Raw genomic sequence first — 18,090 nt, 5'->3', positions numbered from 1 at the left:
CGAGAGACCGGCAAATGCTATTCACCGATTCAATAGCTGCTCTTTCCAGCGGCCATCTGCCTTCGGGCGTGGCGATTGTGCGCATTTCCGGACCGCATGTTCGATTCGCACTCGAAACGATCTCCGGGACGCTGCCCAAGCCGCGTCAGGCTCACTATGGTGCGTTACATCGGAGCGACGGCGAGCTGATTGACCACGGGCTGACATTGTTCTTTCCGGGGCCAAGGAGCTTCACGGGCGAGGATTGCGGCGAGTTCCAGGTGCATGGCGGCCGCGCGGTGGTGGCTTCGCTTTTGACCGAGATCGGCAAACTGCCTGGATTCAGGCAAGCCGACGCGGGCGAATTCACCAAGCGGGCCTTTCTCAACGGCAAGATGGACCTGTTGGAGGCTGAGGCGCTTGCCGATCTGATCAATGCCGAGACCGAAGCCCAGCGGCAATTCGCCGTGATGAACTCTGGTGGGGCACAAAGCGAGCTTTATCTTGGATGGCGCAAACGGTTGATTCACGCTCGCGCGATGATTGAGGCCGAGATGGACTTTGCCGACGAAGCTGACGTGCCGGGATCGGCGTCGTCGCAGGTGTGGGCCGACGTCAGGTTGCTCGTCGACGAAATTCATAGCCATGTCGATGGTTACAGCAAAGCCGAGATGATCCGCGACGGTTTCGATGTCGTCATCCTCGGTGCGCCAAACGCTGGAAAATCGAGCCTTCTCAATGCGCTGCTGCAAAGGGAGGCGGCGATTGTCACCGATGAGCCAGGCACGACGCGCGATCTGGTCGAGGCCGTTCTTGACCTGAACGGGCTCAAGGTTCGCATTACCGATACCGCCGGCTTGCGCGAGCCGGTCGGCAAAGTGGAGGCCATCGGGATCGAGCGGGCCAAAGAGCGCGCCAAGAGTGCCGACCTCGTGCTGTTCCTTGAGGACATGTCGGAACCAGGCAAGCTGAACCCGCCATCTGGTGTTTCGGCGGTCGCGATCGGCACCAAGCTTGATCGCTATCAGCCAAGTTCTGCGCAGGTTCACTACGACCTCATGATCTCTACAGAGACTGGGCAAGGTATCGACGACTTGCTCAATATTATTGGCGAACGGGCGGCCGGCTCAGTCGGACGGCGCGGCGACATTCTACCTTCGCGGCTGAGGCACGTCGAGCTGCTCAAAGATGCGCAAAGCTATCTCGGGGCGGCGCTTTCGGCTTCAGACAGGATGCTGGAACTGAAGGCCGAGAATCTGCGGCTTGCCAGTGACCGAATCGGCAGGCTGTCGGGCGCCGTCGACGTCGAGGACCTGCTCGACGTCATCTTCTCGCAGTTCTGTATCGGCAAGTGATTCACGTGAAACATTAAGCGGTGGAATCCAAGGATTCACGTGAAACATCGCCATTGACTCGCCGTCGCGCGGCCAAGTTGTTTCACGTGAAACCACCACCGCAGCGATTCTCTTGACATGAGGCGGAGATGGGGACATCTGTCTCGCCAAATGTTTCCTGGAGACTGTGATGAGTGAAAGCTACGACGTCGTCGTGGTGGGCGGAGGCCATGCCGGCTGCGAAGCAGCTTCCGCTGCGGCTCGGGTCGGCGCCAAGACTGCGCTCGTAACCCTTCGTCGCGACACAATCGGCGTGATGTCGTGCAACCCAGCCATTGGCGGCCTTGGCAAAGGGCATCTGGTCCGCGAGATCGACGCGCTGGATGGGCTGATGGGCCGCGTGGCTGATGCCGCGGGCATTCAGTTTCGCCTGCTCAATCGACGCAAGGGTCCTGCCGTCCGCGGCCCGCGCACCCAGGCCGATCGCAAGCTCTATAGGCTGGCGATGCAAGCCGCCATCGCCGATCAGCCCAACCTCACTGTCGTTGAAGCCGAAGTATCTGATTTCATTATAGATAACGGCCGACTAAGCGGCGTCGTCCTCGGTGACGGAAGCCAGCTTTCCTGTGCGGCGGTGGTTTTGACCACCGGCACCTTCCTGCGTGGCCTGATTCACATCGGCGAGCGCAAGTTTCCGGCAGGCCGGATGAACGAGCAGGCGTCTATCGGCCTGTCTGAAACGTTGAAGCGCGCCGGGTTGCGCCTTGGCCGCCTGAAGACGGGCACGCCGGCACGCCTCGACGGCCGAACAATCGACTGGGCGTCGCTTGAAACCCAGGCCGCTGACGAGAATCCGGTTCCATTCTCGCTGCTTACCGACAGGATCACCAATCCGCAGATCGAATGCGGCATCACGCGGACGACGGCGGCCACGCATCAGATCATCCGTGACAATCTCGGCCGCTCGGCAATGTATTCGGGCTCGATCGAGGGTGTCGGCCCGCGCTACTGCCCGTCGATCGAAGACAAGATCGTCAAGTTCGGTGACCGCGAAGGTCACCAGATCTTCCTCGAACCCGAGGGGCTTGACGACCATACCGTCTATCCTAACGGCATTTCGACCTCGTTGCCCGAGGATGTTCAGCTGGACATCCTGAAGTCGATCCCGGGTCTCGAGCGAGCTGTGATGCTGCAGCCGGGTTATGCTATCGAATACGACCATATCGATCCACGCGAGCTGGAGCCGACGCTCGAAACCCGCCGGGTGCGCGGACTGTTTCTGGCTGGCCAGATCAATGGCACGACCGGTTACGAGGAGGCCGGCGCGCAAGGCTTGCTTGCCGGGATCAATGCGGCTCGTCTCGCCGGCAACAGTGGGCAACTGATTCTCAGCAGAAGCCAGGCCTATATCGGCGTCATGATCGACGACCTGACGAGCCGTGGGATCAGCGAACCGTACCGCATGTTCACATCTCGCGCCGAATTCAGGCTTTCGCTGCGGGCAGACAATGCCGATGAGCGGCTGACGCCTTTGGCGATCGAGCTGGGCATCGCTTCTGCAGAGCGCCAAGGGCGTTTCCGAGAAATGACAGCTCGCATTGACGCAGCGCGTGCGCTGACCAAGTCGGTTTCGCTGTCGCCCAATGAAGCACGCCGTCACGGCATCGAGGTCAATCTCGATGGCGTCAAGCGCACGCTTTACGAGCTCCTGGCCTATCCCGATATCGAGCTCACCCAGCTTGTTAAGATCTTGCCAGATCTTGCGTCGATTGACGGCAAGACGGCAGAAGCCGTTGAAACTGAAGCGAAATATGCCGTCTACCTGAATCGTCAGAAGGCCGATGCGGCGCTGATGCTCAAGGAGGAGGAGAGGGTCATCCCGGAAGCGCTTGATTTTGAGTCGGTTCCTGGTCTTTCCAACGAGTTGCGCCAGAAGATGCGCGCCCGCCGGCCGCGTTCATTGGCCGAAGCACAGCGTATCGACGGCATGACACCGGCGGCGTTGGCGCTTATTCTCGCGCATGTTCGCAATTCAGAAGCACGGTCACGCAGGGGCGCCGCTTGAAAACAGACGCCTATGCAAGGTTGCAAGAGGTCGCGGGTCCCGTTTCACGTGAAACATTCGACAAGCTGATTGCCTTCGAAACTGTGTTCCGCAAATGGGCGCAGCGCATCAATCTCGTCGCGCCGTCGACCCTTGATGACGCCTGGGAGCGTCACATCCTCGACAGCGCCCAAATCTTGCGGCTGGGTGGCAGCGCCAAAAGCTGGCTCGACATCGGCTCCGGCGGCGGATTCCCCGGCTTGATCATTGCATCCATGATTGCCGAGCGAGCAGGGGCTTCCATCGATCTGGTCGAAAGCAACCGCAAGAAAGCCGGGTTCTTGCAGGCAGTCGTGGGCGAGCTACGCCTGCCGGCACGGGTGCATGCCAAGCGAATTGAGGATGTTCATGGTGCGATTCGCGCGCCGGAGATCTTGAGTGCCCGCGCGCTGGCGCCACTGCCACTGCTGCTGCAGTTGTCCGCGCCCTGGCTGCAGGCAGGCACCACGGCGCTTTTCCACAAAGGCCGGGATTACCGCCAGGAAATCGAAGATAGCGCTCATCAGTGGGGATTCGATCTGGTAGAACACCCAAGCCTGACCGACGCGCAGGGAGTCATCCTCGAGATTCGGAACCTGCGCCGCATCTGATTGCGGCGCGATGTGACGAGACGGAAAACAGCAGTCGAGCCATGAAAATCACACCTAGGATCATCACAGTCGCCAATCAGAAAGGCGGAGTCGGCAAGACGACCACCGCGATCAATCTGGCGACCGCTCTCGCTGCCATCGGCGAGCGCGTGCTCATCATCGACCTGGATCCGCAAGGCAATGCCAGTACGGGTCTCGGCATCGACCGCAAGGACCGCAGCGTGTCGTCCTACGACGTGCTGACCGGCGAACTGGAGATCGAGCAGGCTGCGATGGAGACGGCCGTGCCGGGCCTGTCGATCATTCCGTCAACGCTCGATCTGCTTGGAATCGAAATGGAAATTGCCTCGGCACCGGATCGCGTGCTGAAGCTGCGCAACGCACTGAGGGCGTCGTCGGAGCGGGCAGCTGGTTACAGCTATGTGCTGATCGATTGCCCGCCGTCGCTCAATCTTCTGACGTTGAACTCGATGGCCGCAGCCGACTCGGTGCTCGTGCCGCTGCAGTGCGAGTTCTTTGCGCTCGAGGGTTTGAGCCAGTTGCTTGAAACAGTGGATCAGGTGCGCAGGTCGATCAATCCTGAGCTGACGATACAGGGCATCGTGCTGACGATGTTTGATGGCCGTAACAATCTGGCCAACCAGGTTGTCGAGGACGTCCGCGCCCATATGGGCGAAAAGGTCTACGACACGGTAATCCCGCGCAATGTGCGTATCTCTGAAGCACCATCATACGGCAAGCCGGCGATCCTTTATGATCTGAAGTGTTCCGGCAGCCAAGCCTATCTGCAGCTCGCCTCGGAAGTCATCAGGCGCGAACGTAAACTCCGGGCCGCGTAAATCGATTCGGACTCGAAACAAGCTGGACTAGACATGAACGAAGACCTTTCCAGAAAGCGCCTAGGCCGAGGACTTGCTGCCCTGATCGGGGAAATGGACAAGCCGGTTGTGCCGGAAAAGCCGGCGGCGCCAGCCGATGGACGCGTGCCTATCGAGTTCGTCAGCCCGAACCCGCGCAACCCGCGCCGGCACTTTGGCGAAGCCGAACTCGCCGATCTGGCGCAGTCGATCCGCGAGCATGGGCTGGTGCAGCCGGTTGTCGTCAGGCCAGCCGCCCAGGCTGGCCGCTACGAAATCATCGCCGGCGAACGGCGCTGGCGCGCGGCGCAACGCGCAGGGGTCAACGAGATCCCCGTTATCGTGCGCGACGTCAATGATCGCACGGCTCTCGAACTCGCCATCATCGAAAACGTCCAGCGCTCCGATCTCAACGCCATCGAAGAAGCGATGGGCTACCAGCAGCTGATCGACGATCACAGCTACACCCAGGCCGATCTCGGCCAGGTCATCGGCAAAAGCCGGAGCCACGTGGCCAACACGCTGCGGCTGCTCAAGCTGCCGGATGTGGTTCGCGACATGCTGATCAATGGCGAGTTGTCGGCCGGACATGCCCGCGCGCTGATCACGGCTCAGGACCCGGCTGGCCTTGCCCAGCGGATCGTCGAAGAAGGCCTGTCGGTGCGCCAGGCCGAGGCCCTGGCGCAGCTTCCGGCAGATGCGATCGTCGAAAAGCAGCCGTCGCGCCCTGTCGAGAAGGACCCGGACACGATCGCGCTGGAAAAGCTTCTCACTGATGTTGTCGGCATGAGGATTTCAATCGCGCACAAGGAAAAGGGCGGCGAGCTGCGCATCAGTTATCGTTCCTTGGAGCAGCTCGACGACCTATGTCGCCGGCTGAAGAACGATCATATGTAATTGATTCTATTGAATCTTGTGATGGAAACGCCGGCGATCCAGCCGGCGTTTCTGTATTCAGCGCCTGCCGCCGGCAAGACGCGCACCTTCGACCGCGATGCCAAGCATGGCTTGGCGCGCCAAGGCCACTGCGAGGTCGGGTCGGCGGCGTGTCTGCAAGGTGGTCGACTGCAGCCTGGTCAGTGCACGGGTGAGGGCGGCGGCACTCCAGCTCGACAATGCCCGCTCGACCGCCCGTCGCCGGGCAAAGAACACCGGCGGACGCGCCGCGGCAATGATGGCGGCGGCATTGCGGCTGCCGTTTTCCATTTCGCCACGCATCAGATGGATGTTCTGAAGGTGGCGGGTGGCCGTGGCCAGTAGTTGCGCTGCCTGGCTGCTTGTCTGGCACTGCTTGGTGAAGGCGGCGTCGAACTCGGCGATGTTGCCGCCAAGGGCCGCGTCGATGGCATCGTCCAGCGACAGTGCCGATACGTCGCCGGTCATGTCCTTGACGTCGTCGAGGCTGATTTCGCCGCGACCCATGGCATAAAGCGTCAGCTTCTGGATTTCGCCGCGCGTCGCCAGGCGGTCGCCGCCAAGGCTGCGGCGAAGCGCGTTGCGCGCGTCCATCGCCATCGTCAGGCCAGCCGCGCGCAACTCGTCGTCGATCACGGCCTCGATGTCGCGTGCTTCGTCGCCATAGCAGGGCAGGGCCATGCCGGCGAAAGCGCCTTCGACGATGGTGCGCAAGGGCGCGCCCTTCTTGAGATCCTGGGCCTCGATCAGGATGATGGCATCCCGCGGCGGCTGGGCAACAAGCGCCTTTACGTCGTCGGCAAGGCTCTTCTGGGCAGCCGCGTTACGGACCCAGATCAGCCGGCGTGGCGAAAACATCGGTACGGTGCGCGCCTCGTCGACGAGGCGACCACTGTCGCGCTCGATATCGGCGGCATCGATCTTGACCACGGAAAAGGGATCGTCGAGCGGCAGGCCGGTCTTCGCCGCAAAGGCTGTGGCGCGCTCGGAAACGAGGCCGCGATCCGGGCCATAGATCAGTACGATCACCGCCTCGGTGGCGGGGCGTGCCAGCCAGGAATCGACCTCGTGAGCTTTCTTTTGAGCCATGCCGTTCTGTTAGCACAGGCGTTTGGGTGGCCGCAGCATTTTTGTCCTTGCAGTCCGCGCGGGCCAAAAGCGCGGACCCTCTGGCCGTAGGTGAGTATGGGATCAGCGCGCGTTTGGAGCTGTGGCGCGAGGGCGATCAGTCGTCGTCGATCAGGATACGTTCGGCAGCGCCGTCCATGTCCTCATATTGGCCGCTGCGCAGCGACCAGAGAAATGCAGCGAGGCCGAGCCCGCCGAGAAACAGGGCGATGGGCAGAAGAACCAGAAGGCCGCTCATGATGCCAGCGCCTCGGTGGTCGGGAACGCCTTGACCGGCTGCGCCGCCGGCTTCGGCGCCTGAAGCCTGCCGGTACCGAGCCGCAGTCCGTTGGCAATCACGATGACCGACGACAGCGACATCGCCAGCGCCGCAACGAGCGGCGTGACGTAGCCGAACAGCGCGATCGGCACGGCGATGGCGTTGTAGATGATGGCAAGCACCAGGTTCTGCCGGATCAGTTTGTTGGCCTCGCGCGAAGTGGCCAAGGCGAGGGGGATGGCTGCCAGGCTCTCGCGCAGGAAGACGAAATCGGCGGCGCTGCGGCCGATGTCGGCCGCACTGGCGGGCGCAATCGACACATGCGCAGCGGCCAGCGCCGGCGCGTCGTTGAGCCCGTCGCCGACCATCAGAACCTTGCGGCCCTCGGCCTTGAGGGTTTCGAGGCGCGCGACCTTGCCGCTCGGCAGCACGCCGGCGGATGTCGTGCCTATGCCAAGTGCCTTGGCTACGGCCTCCACGGCCTCCGGCCGGTCGCCGGAGAGGATGTCGATCGAAAGTCCATTGTTGCGCAGTTCGGATACCGCTTCGACGGCGTCGGCGCGCAGCCGATCCTCGAAGGCGAAGATGCCGAGTGCGGCACCGTTCCTGGAAAGAACGGTACCGGCGGTGGAGGCAGCATCGTCGAGCGCCCAAGCAGCACGGCCCAGGCGGTAGGTATCGGCGCCCAGCCGTGCCTCGAGGCCGAAGCCGGGGATTTCGTCCATGCTGTCGAAACGCCAGTCTTTAGCTGGCTTCCCGACCTGCGCTTCGGCTAGAGCGCGCGAGATTGGGTGACGCGAGTGCAGCGCGATCGCGGCCGCAAGGGCCAGCGTCTCCGCCGATGTTTCGTTGGCGTTCATCAGCCTGGGCACACCGAGCGTCAGCGTGCCGGTCTTGTCGAAAACGACCGTATCGACCTCGGCCAGACGCTCCATGGCCGAGCCGTCCTTGACCATGATGCCGTTCTCGAACAGCCGCCTGGCGGCGGCCACCTGCACGATCGGCACGGCAAGGCCAAGGGCGCAGGGGCAGGTGATGATGAGCACGGCGATGGCGATGGTGATCGCCTGATGCCAGTTGCCTTGCGCGACCATCCAGCCAACGAAGGTCAGGAAGGCGGTCAGGTGCAGTATGGGGGCGTACAACGCCGCCGCCCGGTCGGCGATGCGGCGATATCCGCCGCGGCCGCTCTCGGCGGCCTCCATCAGGCGCATCATTTCGGCCAGGAACGAATCCTGGGCCGCTGCCGTCGCCTCGATTGTCAGCGGTCCGGTCAGGTTGAGCGTGCCGGCGCGCAAATCCGTACCTGACTCAACGGCAACGGGAGCGCTTTCGCCTGAAACGATGGCACAGTCGAGTTCGGAACGTCCCTTGATCACCCTGGCATCGACGGGCACGCGGTCTCCTGCAGCGAGCAGGATGCGCATGCCGGGGACGATCTCCGCCACAGGAAGGTAGGCAGGGGTGCCGTCGGCCCGGAGTACCGTTGCGCCGCGGGCTGCGAGCCCGGCCAGCCCTTTTACGGCAACGCGGGCGCGCTCGCGCATGACATGGTCGAGCGTGCGGCCGATGAGCAGGAAAAACAGCAGCGAGGCCGAAGCGTCGAAATAGGCGTGCTGACCGCTGTTGGCCGTGTCGTAGAGGCTGAGGCTGTAGGCGAGCAGGATGCCGATGGAGATAGGCACATCCATGTTGGTACGGCCATTGCGCAGTGCGCCCCAGGCCGAACGGAAGAAGGTGCGGCCGGAAAAGGCGAGGGCGGGCAGGGCGATCAGCGCGGAAAGCCAGTGGAACAGGTCGCGCGTGGCATCCGTCGCCCCGGACCACACCGACACCGACAGCAGCATGATGTTGCCGGCGGCGAAGCCGGCGATGCCAAGGCCGCGGATAAGTTCGGCCAGCGTCTCGTCCTTGTCGTCGGCGCCATAGTCGAAGAGATGGCTCTCATAGCCCAGCTTTGCCAATGCCTCGGACAGCGGCGGGGTACCCGTGTCGCTACGCCAGCGAACCGACACGCGCCTGGTCGACAGATTGACACGCGCCTGTTCGACACCATCAAGGTTGGCGAGGGACTTTTCGATGTTGGTGATGCAGGCGCCGCAGTGGATACCGGGAACGGCAAGATCGGTCTGGCGCAGGCCACCAGGCAGGCTACGGCTCGACAGTGTCAGCTCGTCGCGCGACGGCCACTTTGCAATAGCCGTGGGAAGGCTGAGGGCGGTATCGGCACCAGGTCCGCAGCAGATCATTTCAGCTCTCCATCGGCAATGACGATCCGGCGTGCCTCGCGATAAGGCTCTCCGGCCGCAACTTTCGCTTCCGTGCTGACGATCCAGATGCCGTCGCGGACCGGCGTGACGATGGAGAAAGCACCGTCGGCATTTCGCTTCAGTGCCACTTGCCAGTCTTCCGCTTCATAGGCCGGACGACGGAAGGATGCCGTCACACCATCGACGGCAATGGTTGAGCCCGTTGCATCGGCCAGGCTGTACCTGACTTCGCCGTTGGCGATCGTCAGAATGCTCTTCCAGCCAAGTGCGGCCTGGGCGCGGGACTCGGCAATGCGCTCGTTGAACTGCTGGCTGGCGACATAGGTGTTCTGCACGACAAGGCCGGTCCAGCTCGTGTTGGCCAATGTCGCCATGAGCAGATTGACTGATATGATGACGCCGAAGAACGCGACCATGATGACCAGCATGTGCCAGCCGGTGAACGGTCTTGTCTGGATGGAGCGAGAGTTCATCTGCCTGCCTCCGGAACGTTGAACTTGGCGACATAGGAGTCCGTTTCGGAGCCTGCCTTGTCGACGACGATGAATTTGAAACTTTGCCCGTCGGCCAGGTTTTCGCGCGGCTGTCGCACATAGACCCTGATGGTCTTGAGCTTGTCGGGCTCGGCCTCGACAGTGATGGAACGGCTCTCTGGCAGGTCCATGCCGACGACGCTCATGGCGGCGCCAGGCAGCCCTTCGATGCTGAGTTCAAAGTTGCGTGGCTCGGGCACCATGTTGAGCAGCTTGACCGTGTAGCCATTGCGGATCGAGCCGTCCGAGAGGCGGACAAGTTGCGGATTACGGTCATGCAGCACGTTGACCTCGAGCCGATCGCGGCTCAGCAGCGCAAAAAGCAAGGCAAAGCCGATGAGGCTCCAGGCTCCGGCATAGACGAAGGTACGCGGCCTAAAGATGCGACCGAGCCGGAAGTGGGCTATGGCGGCGTTGAGCTTGCCTTTGTCGTCGCGCACCCGCTTCGGATCGATGGCGGTAGTGACCGGATCCGTGGCGACCGCCATGTTCGACTGATAGTCGGCGAGCGTGGCGTAGGAGATGAGACCGCGTTCCTTGCCGATCTTGTCCATGACGCTGTCGCAGGCATCGATGCAGAGCGCGCAGGTGATGCATTCGAGCTGCTGGCCGTCGCGGATGTCAATGCCCATCGGGCAGACGGCGACGCAAGCGTTGCAGTCGACACAATCGCCGACCGAAAGCCCCTCTGCGGCGGCCTTCTTGGCATGGCGCGAACGCGGCTCGCCGCGCCAGTCATTGTAGGTGACGGTCAGCGAGTTCTCGTCGAGCATGGCAGCCTGAATGCGCGGCCACGGGCACATGTAGGTGCAGACCTGCTCGCGCATCAGCCCGCCGAAGGCGTAGGTCGTGGCGGTGAGGATGGCGACGGTGATGTAGGCGACCGGCGCCGCCTGGCCGGTGACGAAGGCGCCGAGCAGCGCGGGCGCGTCGGCAAAGTAGAAGATCCAGGCGCCGCCGGTGGCGACCGCGATGACCAGCCAGATCGCGTGCTTGGCCGTGCGCTTCCAAAGTTTGTCGAACGACCAGGGAGCACCATCGAGCTTGATGCGAGCGTTGCGGTCGCCCTCGATGCCGCGTTCGACCACCAGGAAAAGATCGACCCAGACGGTCTGCGGGCAGGTGTAGCCGCACCAGGCGCGGCCGACGGTGGAGGTGACGAGGAACAGGCCGATGCCGGCCATGACCAGGAGGCCGGCGACATAGAAGAATTCCTGCGGCCAGATCTCGATTGCGAAGAAGTAGAAGCGGCGATTGGCGATATCGAGCAGGACCGCCTGATCAGGCGCGTAAGGACCGCGATCCCAGCGCAGCCACGGCGTCAGATAGTAGATGCCGAGCGTGATCAGCATGATCAGCCACTTGAACTGACGGAACCGGCCGGAGGCCCGCTTGGGAAAGACCTTCTGGCGCGCGGTGTAGAGCGGTTGGCGGGTCCTGGCGGAATTGACCGCTTCGACCTCGAGCCTCTCCACTTCCCTGTCGTCAAGCATTCTCGTCTCCTGCTGGACGCCGTCGTTCGGCAGCGTCGCTATTGCTTTGCCGCAATCGCCGGGGGCCGGCCTTGATTCAGGTCAAGCCGGACGAGTGCAAAAGAGGCCCGGCATTGCTGCCGAGCCTCTCCCCCGCCCTTCGTCCATCACCCGCCGGCGATGGAGGGTTATTCGCCGCCGCCGAGCGAATGGACGAAGATCGCAAGTTCCTTGACCTTCACATCGCCAAGTCGGTCGCCCCAGGCGGGCATGGCGCCGTGCTTGGGGTGCCGTACCTGCTGGGCGATCGCGGTCTGTCCCGAAGCATAAAGCGCGATGGCGTCGGTCAGGTCGGGCGCGCCCATCTCCTTGTTGCCTTTGGCATTGTCGCCGTGGCAGGCGGCGCAATTGTCGGCGAACACCTTGGCGCCCGCCGGCACGAGTTCAGGCGTGTCCGCTTGACCAGAGAGGCTGGCGACATAGGCGGCAACCTCGTTGACCTGCTGTGGTTCGAGGATTTCGGCGAAAGCCGGCATTTCCGACACATGCGTCGCCTCGTCGCCGTCGAAGCGGACGCCGTGCGCGATGGTCGTGTAGATCTGCTCGATGTTGCCGCCCCACAGCCACTCGTCGTCGTTGAGGTTGGGAAAACCGGGCGACCCTTGCGCACCGGAACCGTGGCACTGGATGCAATTGACCTTGAAGGCCGCGGAGCCGGCAGCGGTGGCGAACTGGCGCAGGTTCTCGTCGGCAAGGATCTCGCCGACGCTCTTCGCCTTCACCGCCTCGACATAGGTGCTCTTGGCTGCTTCGGCCGCGGCGAGTTCGTTCGTCACGTCGGCGCGGCTGGAATAGCCCAGCACGCCCGTGGTCGCGGAGCTGATCAATGGCCAGGCTGGATAGGCGATGGTGTAGGCCAGTGCCCAGACGATGGTGGCGTAGAAGGTCCACAGCCACCAACGCGGCATCGGATTGTTGAGCTCGGTGATGCCGTCCCATTCATGTCCGGTGGTCTCGACGCCGGACAATTCGTCGATATGCTTTTCGCCCACAGATCAGTCCTCCTTGAGCGGAATTTGCGCAGCCCGTTCGGCCGCCTCGCGGCCACCGGGGCGAAGCGCGAAGATCACCGCGCCGATGAAGAAGGCGGTCATCGCCAGAAGCCCCCAGCTATCGGCGAAATGCCGCAACGTCGTGTAGTCCATGACAAATCTCCTAGCGGTAGCCGGTGGCGGGGTCGTAGGTCGAGAAGTCGACCAGCGTGCCGAGCATCTGCAGATAGGCGACCAGCGCATCCATCTCGGTCAGCGCCGCCGGATCGCCGTCGAAGTCGCCGAGCTTGGCCTTGGGATAGCGTGCCAGCACACCCGAGGTGTCAGCATTCGGGTCGGCCTGCGCCTTCATGTCGGCTTCGGCGCTGGCGATCATCTCGTCGCTGTAGGGCACACCGACGCGACGGTTGGCGATCAGGTCGTAGCTGACGTTCTTCACCGCAAGCGGTGTTTCCTTGAGGAAGGCGTAGCTCGGCATGACCGATTCCGGCACTACCGAGCGCGGCTCGACCAGATGCTGGACATGCCATTCGTTGGAGTAGCGGTTGCCGACACGGGCGAGGTCGGGGCCGGTACGCTTCGATCCCCACTGGAAGGGATGGTCGTACATCGACTCCGCCGCCAGGCTGTAGTGGCCGTAGCGCTCGACCTCGTCGCGGAACGGCCGGATCATCTGGCTATGGCAAGTGTAGCAGCCCTCGCGGATGTAGACGTTGCGGCCGGCTAGCTCCAGCGGCGAGTAGGGCCGCATGCCTTCGACCTTCTCGATGGTGTTCTCGAGATAGAACAGCGGCGTGATCTGGACGAGGCCGCCGATGCTGACGACCAGCAGCGTGCCGACCAGCAGCAGCGTCGCGTTCTTCTCGATTGTCTTGTGTTTGTCGAGCAGTGCCATGTCGGGCTCCTTACTGCGCAGGCTGGAGGGCTGGTACGGTGCCGGGCATCGGCTCTTCCTGGCGCAGGTGGCCGCGGATCGTCATGAAGACGTTGAAGGCCATCACCAGTGCGCCGGCGAGGTACATCAGGCCGCCAATGGTGCGGACGACGTAGTAGGGCACCATGGCCGCGACGCTTTCGGCGAAGGAATAGACCAGGAAACCCTGCTCGTCGTATTCACGCCACATCAGGCCCTGGCTGATGCCGGCGACCCACATCACGGCGGCGTAGACAACGATGCCGAGCGTGGCGAGCCAGAAGTGCCAGGTGACCATGCGCATCGAGTACAGCCGTTCGCGGCCCCACAGGCGCGGCACCAGGAAATAGATGGCGCCGAAGGTGATCATGCCGTTCCAGCCGAGCGCGCCGGAATGGACGTGCCCGATCGTCCACTCGGTGTAGTGGCTGAGCGAGTTGACCGCCTTGATCGACATCATCGGGCCTTCGAAGGTCGACATGCCGTAGAAGGCGATGGCCACGACCATCATGCGGACGATCGGATCGGTGCGGATCTTGTCCCAGGCGCCCGACAGCGTCATCAGGCCGTTGATCATGCCGCCCCAGGACGGCATCCACAGCATGATCGAAAACACCATGCCGAGCGTCTGCGCCCAGTCGGGCAAAGCGGTGTAGTGCAGGTGGTGCGGACCGGCCCAGATGTAGAGGAAGATCAGCGACCAGAAGTGGATGATCGACAGCCGGTAGGAATAGACCGGGCGGTCGACCTGCTTGGGCACGAAGTAATACATCATGCCGAGGAAGCCCGCGGTGAGGAAGAAGCCGACGGCGTTGTGGCCGTACCACCACTGCGTCAGCGCGTCCTGCACGCCCGAGAACAGCGAGTAGCTCTTCGAGCCGAGGAATGACGCCGGCACCGCCAGGTTGTTGACCACGTGCAGCATGGCGATGGTGATGATGAAGGCGAGGTAGAACCAGTTGGCCACATAGATATGCGGCTCCTTGCGGTTCAGGATCGTGCCGAGGAAGACGACGAGATAGGCGACCCAGACCACGGTCAGGAAGATGTCGACATACCACTCAGGCTCGGCATATTCGCGGCTCTGGGTGATGCCCAACAGGTAGCCGGTCGCCGCCATGACGATGAACAGCTGATAGCCCCAGAACACGTACCAGGCGAGATTCCCGCCGAAGAGCCGCGCCCGCGACGTGCGCTGGACGACATAGAACGAGGTCGCGATGAGCGCATTGCCGCCGAAGGCGAAGACCACGGCCGAGGTGTGCAGCGGGCGCAGCCGGCCGAAATTCAGCCAGGGCTCGATGTTGAGGTCGGGGAAGGCCAGCTGTGCGGCCACGATAACGCCGACCAGGAAGCCTGTGACACCCCAGAACACGGTGGCGATGACGCCGTAGCGTATCGGCCCATCCATATAGGGCGACTTGTCCTCGGCGAGGATATCGACCGGCGCGTAGTTGCCGGTGCGCAACAGGACGATGGCGCCAGCGACCAGGGCGAAAAACAGCACCCACATATGGGCGCCGAACTGGCTGTCCTGCGCGAAGGCGGCGCCGAGCAAGGCAGCAAAGGCCGCCAATGCCAGCAGGACGATTTCGTTTCCGTATTTCATGAGCGATCCCCGACGATGGTCGCGCGCCGGTGGTTCTCGCCGACGCCAGACCGGACACATCCACGACATCAGCTGCCCGCGCCTTGATCTGGATCAAGGTCAAGCAGGCCGCGGCGGATCAGCCTTGGCGTCAAAGGGGAACATCAAACAGCATGACCGCGTTCAACGACACGCAGACCGGATGGCACGATGACGCTGCGCGCGACGCGGTCGAGGTGATGCGTCGCGCCCATGCGGCCGAACTCGCTCTATGCGATCGTCTCGAAGAGATTGCCGATTCGTTGCCCAATGGCCTCGACCGCCGCAACTGCATCCTTGCGGCACGGGCGCTCGGCCAGACTATGGCGAAGATTCACCGCTTCGAGGAGCAGCGGATTTTCCCGCATTTTTGCGCGAGTCTGGGACACAGCGTCGAGGCGGCCGAAACAGTCGAGCGGCTGAAGAACGAGCATCTCGAAGATGAAGGCTCTGCTGCCGAGCTGCGCGACGCCTTGCGGTTTGCCGCCCGGCACGGTGTAGCTGATAACCCCGAGACGCTTGGCTTCATGCTGCGCGGGTATTTCGGCGCGGTACGCCGGCACGTCGCCTTCGAACGCGACCGTATCGTCGCGCATCTTGTGCCGCCGGGGTGACATCAGCCGCTCAAATGTTGGCGCGGCGTTCCAGCTTGCCGACGTCGAAGACGGTGACGTGGCGATTGTTCTCAACCGCGATCAGCCCGTCCTTGCGCAACTTGGTCAACTGACGGCTGACGGTTTCGATGGTCAGGCCCAGAAAGTCGGCGATGTCGGCGCGGGTCAGCGGCAGGTCGAAGCTGATCTCGCCATCGCTCTCAGCCTCGGGGTCGCCATGTCGCGCGATGAGGTGCAGGAAGGAGGCAACGCGCTCGGACGCGGTCTTGCGTCCCAGCGTCAGCATCCAGTCGCGCGCCTCATCGAGTTCGTTGAGCGCCTGCAGGTGCAGCCTATGACCAAGTTCCGGCGCTTGTGAGATCATCCGGTCGAGCGAGGTTTTTGGGAAGGCGCAGACGCGGACAGCCGTTGCGGCCTCTGCGGTGATCGAGCTCTCCCGCTTGAACGGCCGGCCGATGAAATCTGGGGCGAACTGCAGCCCGACGATCTGCTGGCGGCCATCAGGCAATGTCTTGGTCAGCTTGACGACACCGGCCAGCACGTTGGCGTAGCTGTCGATCGTATCGCTATCAGAAACCAGCACCGCGCCTGCTTCAACCTTGCGCTTGGTGGTGTGACGGCTGAGTTCGACCAGCTGTTCCGGCGTTAGCGCGCCGCAGACGCCGCGATGCCGCGCTTCGCAAGCGCGGCACAACACCGGTATCTCTGAATTGTGAATGTCCTGGCGAACGGCCATTTCTTCGTCCAGTACTCTGATTTGCTCAATCTAGGGACCACGGTGGGCAAAAGGAACCGTGTCATTGTGTCCGCACCGGAAAAGGGTTGATCCAAGTCAAGGCGAAGGTCGGAGCCTCTATAGCATCTTCTGATCGTTGATGGAGACGATCATGGACGGTACCCTCGTCGAAAGATACGCAGCACCCGTGCCGCGCTACACCAGCTACCCGACTGCGCCGCATTTCAATGCCGCGATCTCGGCCACGACTTATGGCAGCTGGCTGCGCGCGTTGCCCAAGGGCTCGGCCGCATCGCTCTATGTCCACATCCCCTATTGTGATCGGCTGTGCTGGTTCTGCGCCTGCCACACGAAACAAACACGGCGCTACGACCCCGTCGCTCGATACCTGACTGCTCTGAACGCCGAAATTGCCACGGTCGCTGCCCTATGCGGAAGCCGACTAAACATCAAGGCGGTGCATTTCGGTGGCGGTTCGCCGACAATGTTGACCGCCGATGATTTGATCTTGCTGGGGTGCAGGCTGCGCGAGAAATTCAGCTTCGCGCGCGACGCCGAGATCAGCGTCGAGATCGATCCCAACGACATGGATGAACCACGTTTCGATGCGCTGGCCGCGATCGGCATGACACGCGCCAGCCTTGGCGTGCAGGATTTCGATGAGCGGGTTCAAAAGACCATCAACCGCGAGCAGAGCTTCGAGCAGACGAAAGCCGTGGTCGATGCCGTCCGCGCACGCGGCGTGCGCTCGGTCAATCTCGACATGCTCTACGGCCTGCCGCACCAGACGCTCGACAGCATCGCTGCGACGACGGAAAAGCTGCTGTCGCTGCGGCCCGACCGCATCGCGCTGTTCGGCTACGCCCATGTGCCGTGGCTGAAGAAGCACCAGACGATGATCGATGATGCGCTGCTGCCCGACGCCGCGGCCCGGTTGGAGCAGTCGGCGGCGGCTATGCGGCTGATCCTCGAGGCCGGCTACGAGGCCGTCGGCATGGATCATTTCGCCTTGCCCGGGGACAGTCTGGCCGTGGCCGCCCGCGCGGGCACGCTGCGGCGCAACTTTCAGGGCTACACCACCGACCAGGCCGATGCACTGATCGGCCTCGGCGCCTCGTCGATCGGGCTGCTGCCGCATGGCTATGTCCAGAACATGCCGGCGACGGGCGAATATGAGCGCCGCGTGCTGGCGGGCGGCCTGGCGACTGTGCGCGGCTTCGCGTTGTCCAATGCCGACCGGATGCGCGGCTGGGTCATCGAACGGCTGATGTGCGACTTCGCCTTCTCGCGCTGCGAGTTGCTTTCCCGCTTCGGTGAGGCGGCGCGTGCTGTCATCGCCGAGGCCGAACTGCTGGCCGCCGGCGATCGCGATGGCGTCTTTGCCCGTTCGGGCAACCGTTTTGTCGTCACCGAACGCGGCAAGCCTTTCGTTCGATCGATCGCCGCCCATTTCGACGCCTATCTCGGCCAGGGCACAGCCCGCCATTCCGTAGCCGTCTGACAACAGGCACCGGCATTGGTGCGCCGCGTCAAATTCCTGTATCAAGCGCGTGCGAAGCGCACGGCGCGAACGGGATCTGGACCGGATGAATCTGACAGTTTTTGGCATTGGCTATGTTGGCCTGGTTCAGGCAGCGGTGTTGGCCGAGGTCGGGCATGACGTTGTCTGCGTCGATGTCGATGCGGCCAAGGTCGAGCGCTTGAACC

The 18,090-nt window shown here is 62.9% G+C and carries 18 protein-coding genes; 8 read left to right on the top strand and 10 right to left on the bottom strand.

Translation table 11 applies throughout. The features are described from left to right. The first annotated feature begins 14 nt into the window (after positions 1-14). The 5 genes from mnmE (at position 15) to J1C56_RS26260 (ending at position 5,761) form a co-directional block, all read left to right on the top strand. Positions 15-1,334, top strand: a complete 1,320-nt coding sequence (mnmE, locus tag J1C56_RS26280) for a tRNA uridine-5-carboxymethylaminomethyl(34) synthesis GTPase MnmE (RefSeq protein ID WP_214392962.1) — start codon at positions 15-17, stop codon at positions 1,332-1,334. Positions 1,335-1,503: 169 nt separating this feature from the next. Then, complete coding sequence (gene mnmG, locus J1C56_RS26275; RefSeq protein ID WP_214392961.1) at positions 1,504-3,378, top strand: tRNA uridine-5-carboxymethylaminomethyl(34) synthesis enzyme MnmG; 1,875 nt, start codon at positions 1,504-1,506, stop codon at positions 3,376-3,378. Next, positions 3,375-4,007, top strand: a complete 633-nt coding sequence (rsmG, locus tag J1C56_RS26270) for a 16S rRNA (guanine(527)-N(7))-methyltransferase RsmG (protein WP_214392960.1) — start codon at positions 3,375-3,377, stop codon at positions 4,005-4,007. The genes mnmG and rsmG overlap by 4 nt, the downstream gene beginning before the upstream one ends. A gap of 41 nt (positions 4,008-4,048) precedes the next feature. Further along, complete coding sequence (locus tag J1C56_RS26265; protein ID WP_184768387.1) at positions 4,049-4,846, top strand: ParA family protein; 798 nt, start codon at positions 4,049-4,051, stop codon at positions 4,844-4,846. A gap of 33 nt (positions 4,847-4,879) precedes the next feature. Next, positions 4,880-5,761: a ParB/RepB/Spo0J family partition protein gene (locus tag J1C56_RS26260; protein WP_214392959.1), complete on the top strand. Its 882-nt coding sequence runs from the start codon at positions 4,880-4,882 to the stop codon at positions 5,759-5,761. A gap of 57 nt (positions 5,762-5,818) precedes the next feature. On the opposite strand, the gene holA is transcribed toward J1C56_RS26260, so the two are convergent. The 9 genes from holA to ccoN all read right to left on the bottom strand — a co-directional run bounded on the left by holA (position 5,819) and on the right by ccoN (position 15,015). Continuing rightward, positions 5,819-6,868: a DNA polymerase III subunit delta gene (gene holA, locus J1C56_RS26255; protein ID WP_214392958.1), complete on the bottom strand. Its 1,050-nt coding sequence runs from the start codon at positions 6,866-6,868 to the stop codon at positions 5,819-5,821. A 136-nt stretch (positions 6,869-7,004) separates the two neighbouring features. Next, on the bottom strand, positions 7,005-7,145 hold the full coding sequence (gene ccoS / locus J1C56_RS26250; RefSeq protein ID WP_214392957.1) for a cbb3-type cytochrome oxidase assembly protein CcoS: 141 nt from the start codon (positions 7,143-7,145) through the stop codon (positions 7,005-7,007). Further along, on the bottom strand, positions 7,142-9,415 hold the full coding sequence (locus J1C56_RS26245; protein WP_214392956.1) for a cation-translocating P-type ATPase: 2,274 nt from the start codon (positions 9,413-9,415) through the stop codon (positions 7,142-7,144). The genes ccoS and J1C56_RS26245 overlap by 4 nt, the downstream gene beginning before the upstream one ends. Further along, positions 9,412-9,909: a FixH family protein gene (locus J1C56_RS26240; protein WP_214392955.1), complete on the bottom strand. Its 498-nt coding sequence runs from the start codon at positions 9,907-9,909 to the stop codon at positions 9,412-9,414. The genes J1C56_RS26245 and J1C56_RS26240 overlap by 4 nt, the downstream gene beginning before the upstream one ends. Further along, positions 9,906-11,462 carry a cytochrome c oxidase accessory protein CcoG gene (gene ccoG / locus J1C56_RS26235; protein WP_214392954.1) on the bottom strand — a complete coding sequence of 519 codons (1,557 nt, stop codon included), beginning with the start codon at positions 11,460-11,462 and terminating at the stop codon, positions 9,906-9,908. Before ccoG ends, J1C56_RS26240 begins: the two co-directional genes overlap by 4 nt. Positions 11,463-11,629: 167 nt before the next feature. Then, complete coding sequence (gene ccoP / locus J1C56_RS26230) at positions 11,630-12,493, bottom strand: cytochrome-c oxidase, cbb3-type subunit III (protein ID WP_214392953.1); 864 nt, start codon at positions 12,491-12,493, stop codon at positions 11,630-11,632. A gap of 3 nt (positions 12,494-12,496) precedes the next feature. Then, positions 12,497-12,646 carry a cbb3-type cytochrome c oxidase subunit 3 gene (locus tag J1C56_RS26225; RefSeq protein WP_214392952.1) on the bottom strand — a complete coding sequence of 50 codons (150 nt, stop codon included), beginning with the start codon at positions 12,644-12,646 and terminating at the stop codon, positions 12,497-12,499. 10 nt (positions 12,647-12,656) lie between these two features. Beyond that, positions 12,657-13,388: a cytochrome-c oxidase, cbb3-type subunit II gene (gene ccoO, locus J1C56_RS26220; protein ID WP_214392951.1), complete on the bottom strand. Its 732-nt coding sequence runs from the start codon at positions 13,386-13,388 to the stop codon at positions 12,657-12,659. Between the two features lie 10 nt (positions 13,389-13,398). Then, complete coding sequence (gene ccoN, locus J1C56_RS26215) at positions 13,399-15,015, bottom strand: cytochrome-c oxidase, cbb3-type subunit I (RefSeq protein WP_214392950.1); 1,617 nt, start codon at positions 15,013-15,015, stop codon at positions 13,399-13,401. 152 nt (positions 15,016-15,167) lie between these two features. Between ccoN and J1C56_RS26210 the strand changes: the two genes are divergently transcribed. Then, positions 15,168-15,647 (top strand): hemerythrin domain-containing protein, encoded by a 480-nt coding sequence (locus J1C56_RS26210; protein WP_214392949.1) that lies wholly within the window; start codon positions 15,168-15,170, stop codon positions 15,645-15,647. 10 nt (positions 15,648-15,657) lie between these two features. Here J1C56_RS26210 and J1C56_RS26205 read toward each other — a convergent pair whose 3' ends face one another. Beyond that, positions 15,658-16,383: a Crp/Fnr family transcriptional regulator gene (locus J1C56_RS26205; RefSeq protein ID WP_214392948.1), complete on the bottom strand. Its 726-nt coding sequence runs from the start codon at positions 16,381-16,383 to the stop codon at positions 15,658-15,660. 151 nt (positions 16,384-16,534) lie between these two features. Between J1C56_RS26205 and hemN the strand changes: the two genes are divergently transcribed. Both hemN and J1C56_RS26195 read left to right on the top strand, forming a co-directional pair. Beyond that, positions 16,535-17,884: an oxygen-independent coproporphyrinogen III oxidase gene (gene hemN, locus J1C56_RS26200; RefSeq protein ID WP_214392947.1), complete on the top strand. Its 1,350-nt coding sequence runs from the start codon at positions 16,535-16,537 to the stop codon at positions 17,882-17,884. A gap of 85 nt (positions 17,885-17,969) precedes the next feature. Continuing rightward, positions 17,970-18,090 (top strand): hypothetical protein (locus J1C56_RS26195; protein WP_214392927.1); only part of this gene is annotated, 121 nt, incomplete at its 3' end.

It is taken from the genome of Aminobacter anthyllidis (assembly GCF_018555685.1).
Taxonomy (GTDB): domain Bacteria; phylum Pseudomonadota; class Alphaproteobacteria; order Rhizobiales; family Rhizobiaceae; genus Aminobacter; species Aminobacter anthyllidis.
The sequence above is the reverse complement of the archived record's forward strand: the minus strand, read 5'-3'. Positions and strand labels throughout refer to the sequence as shown.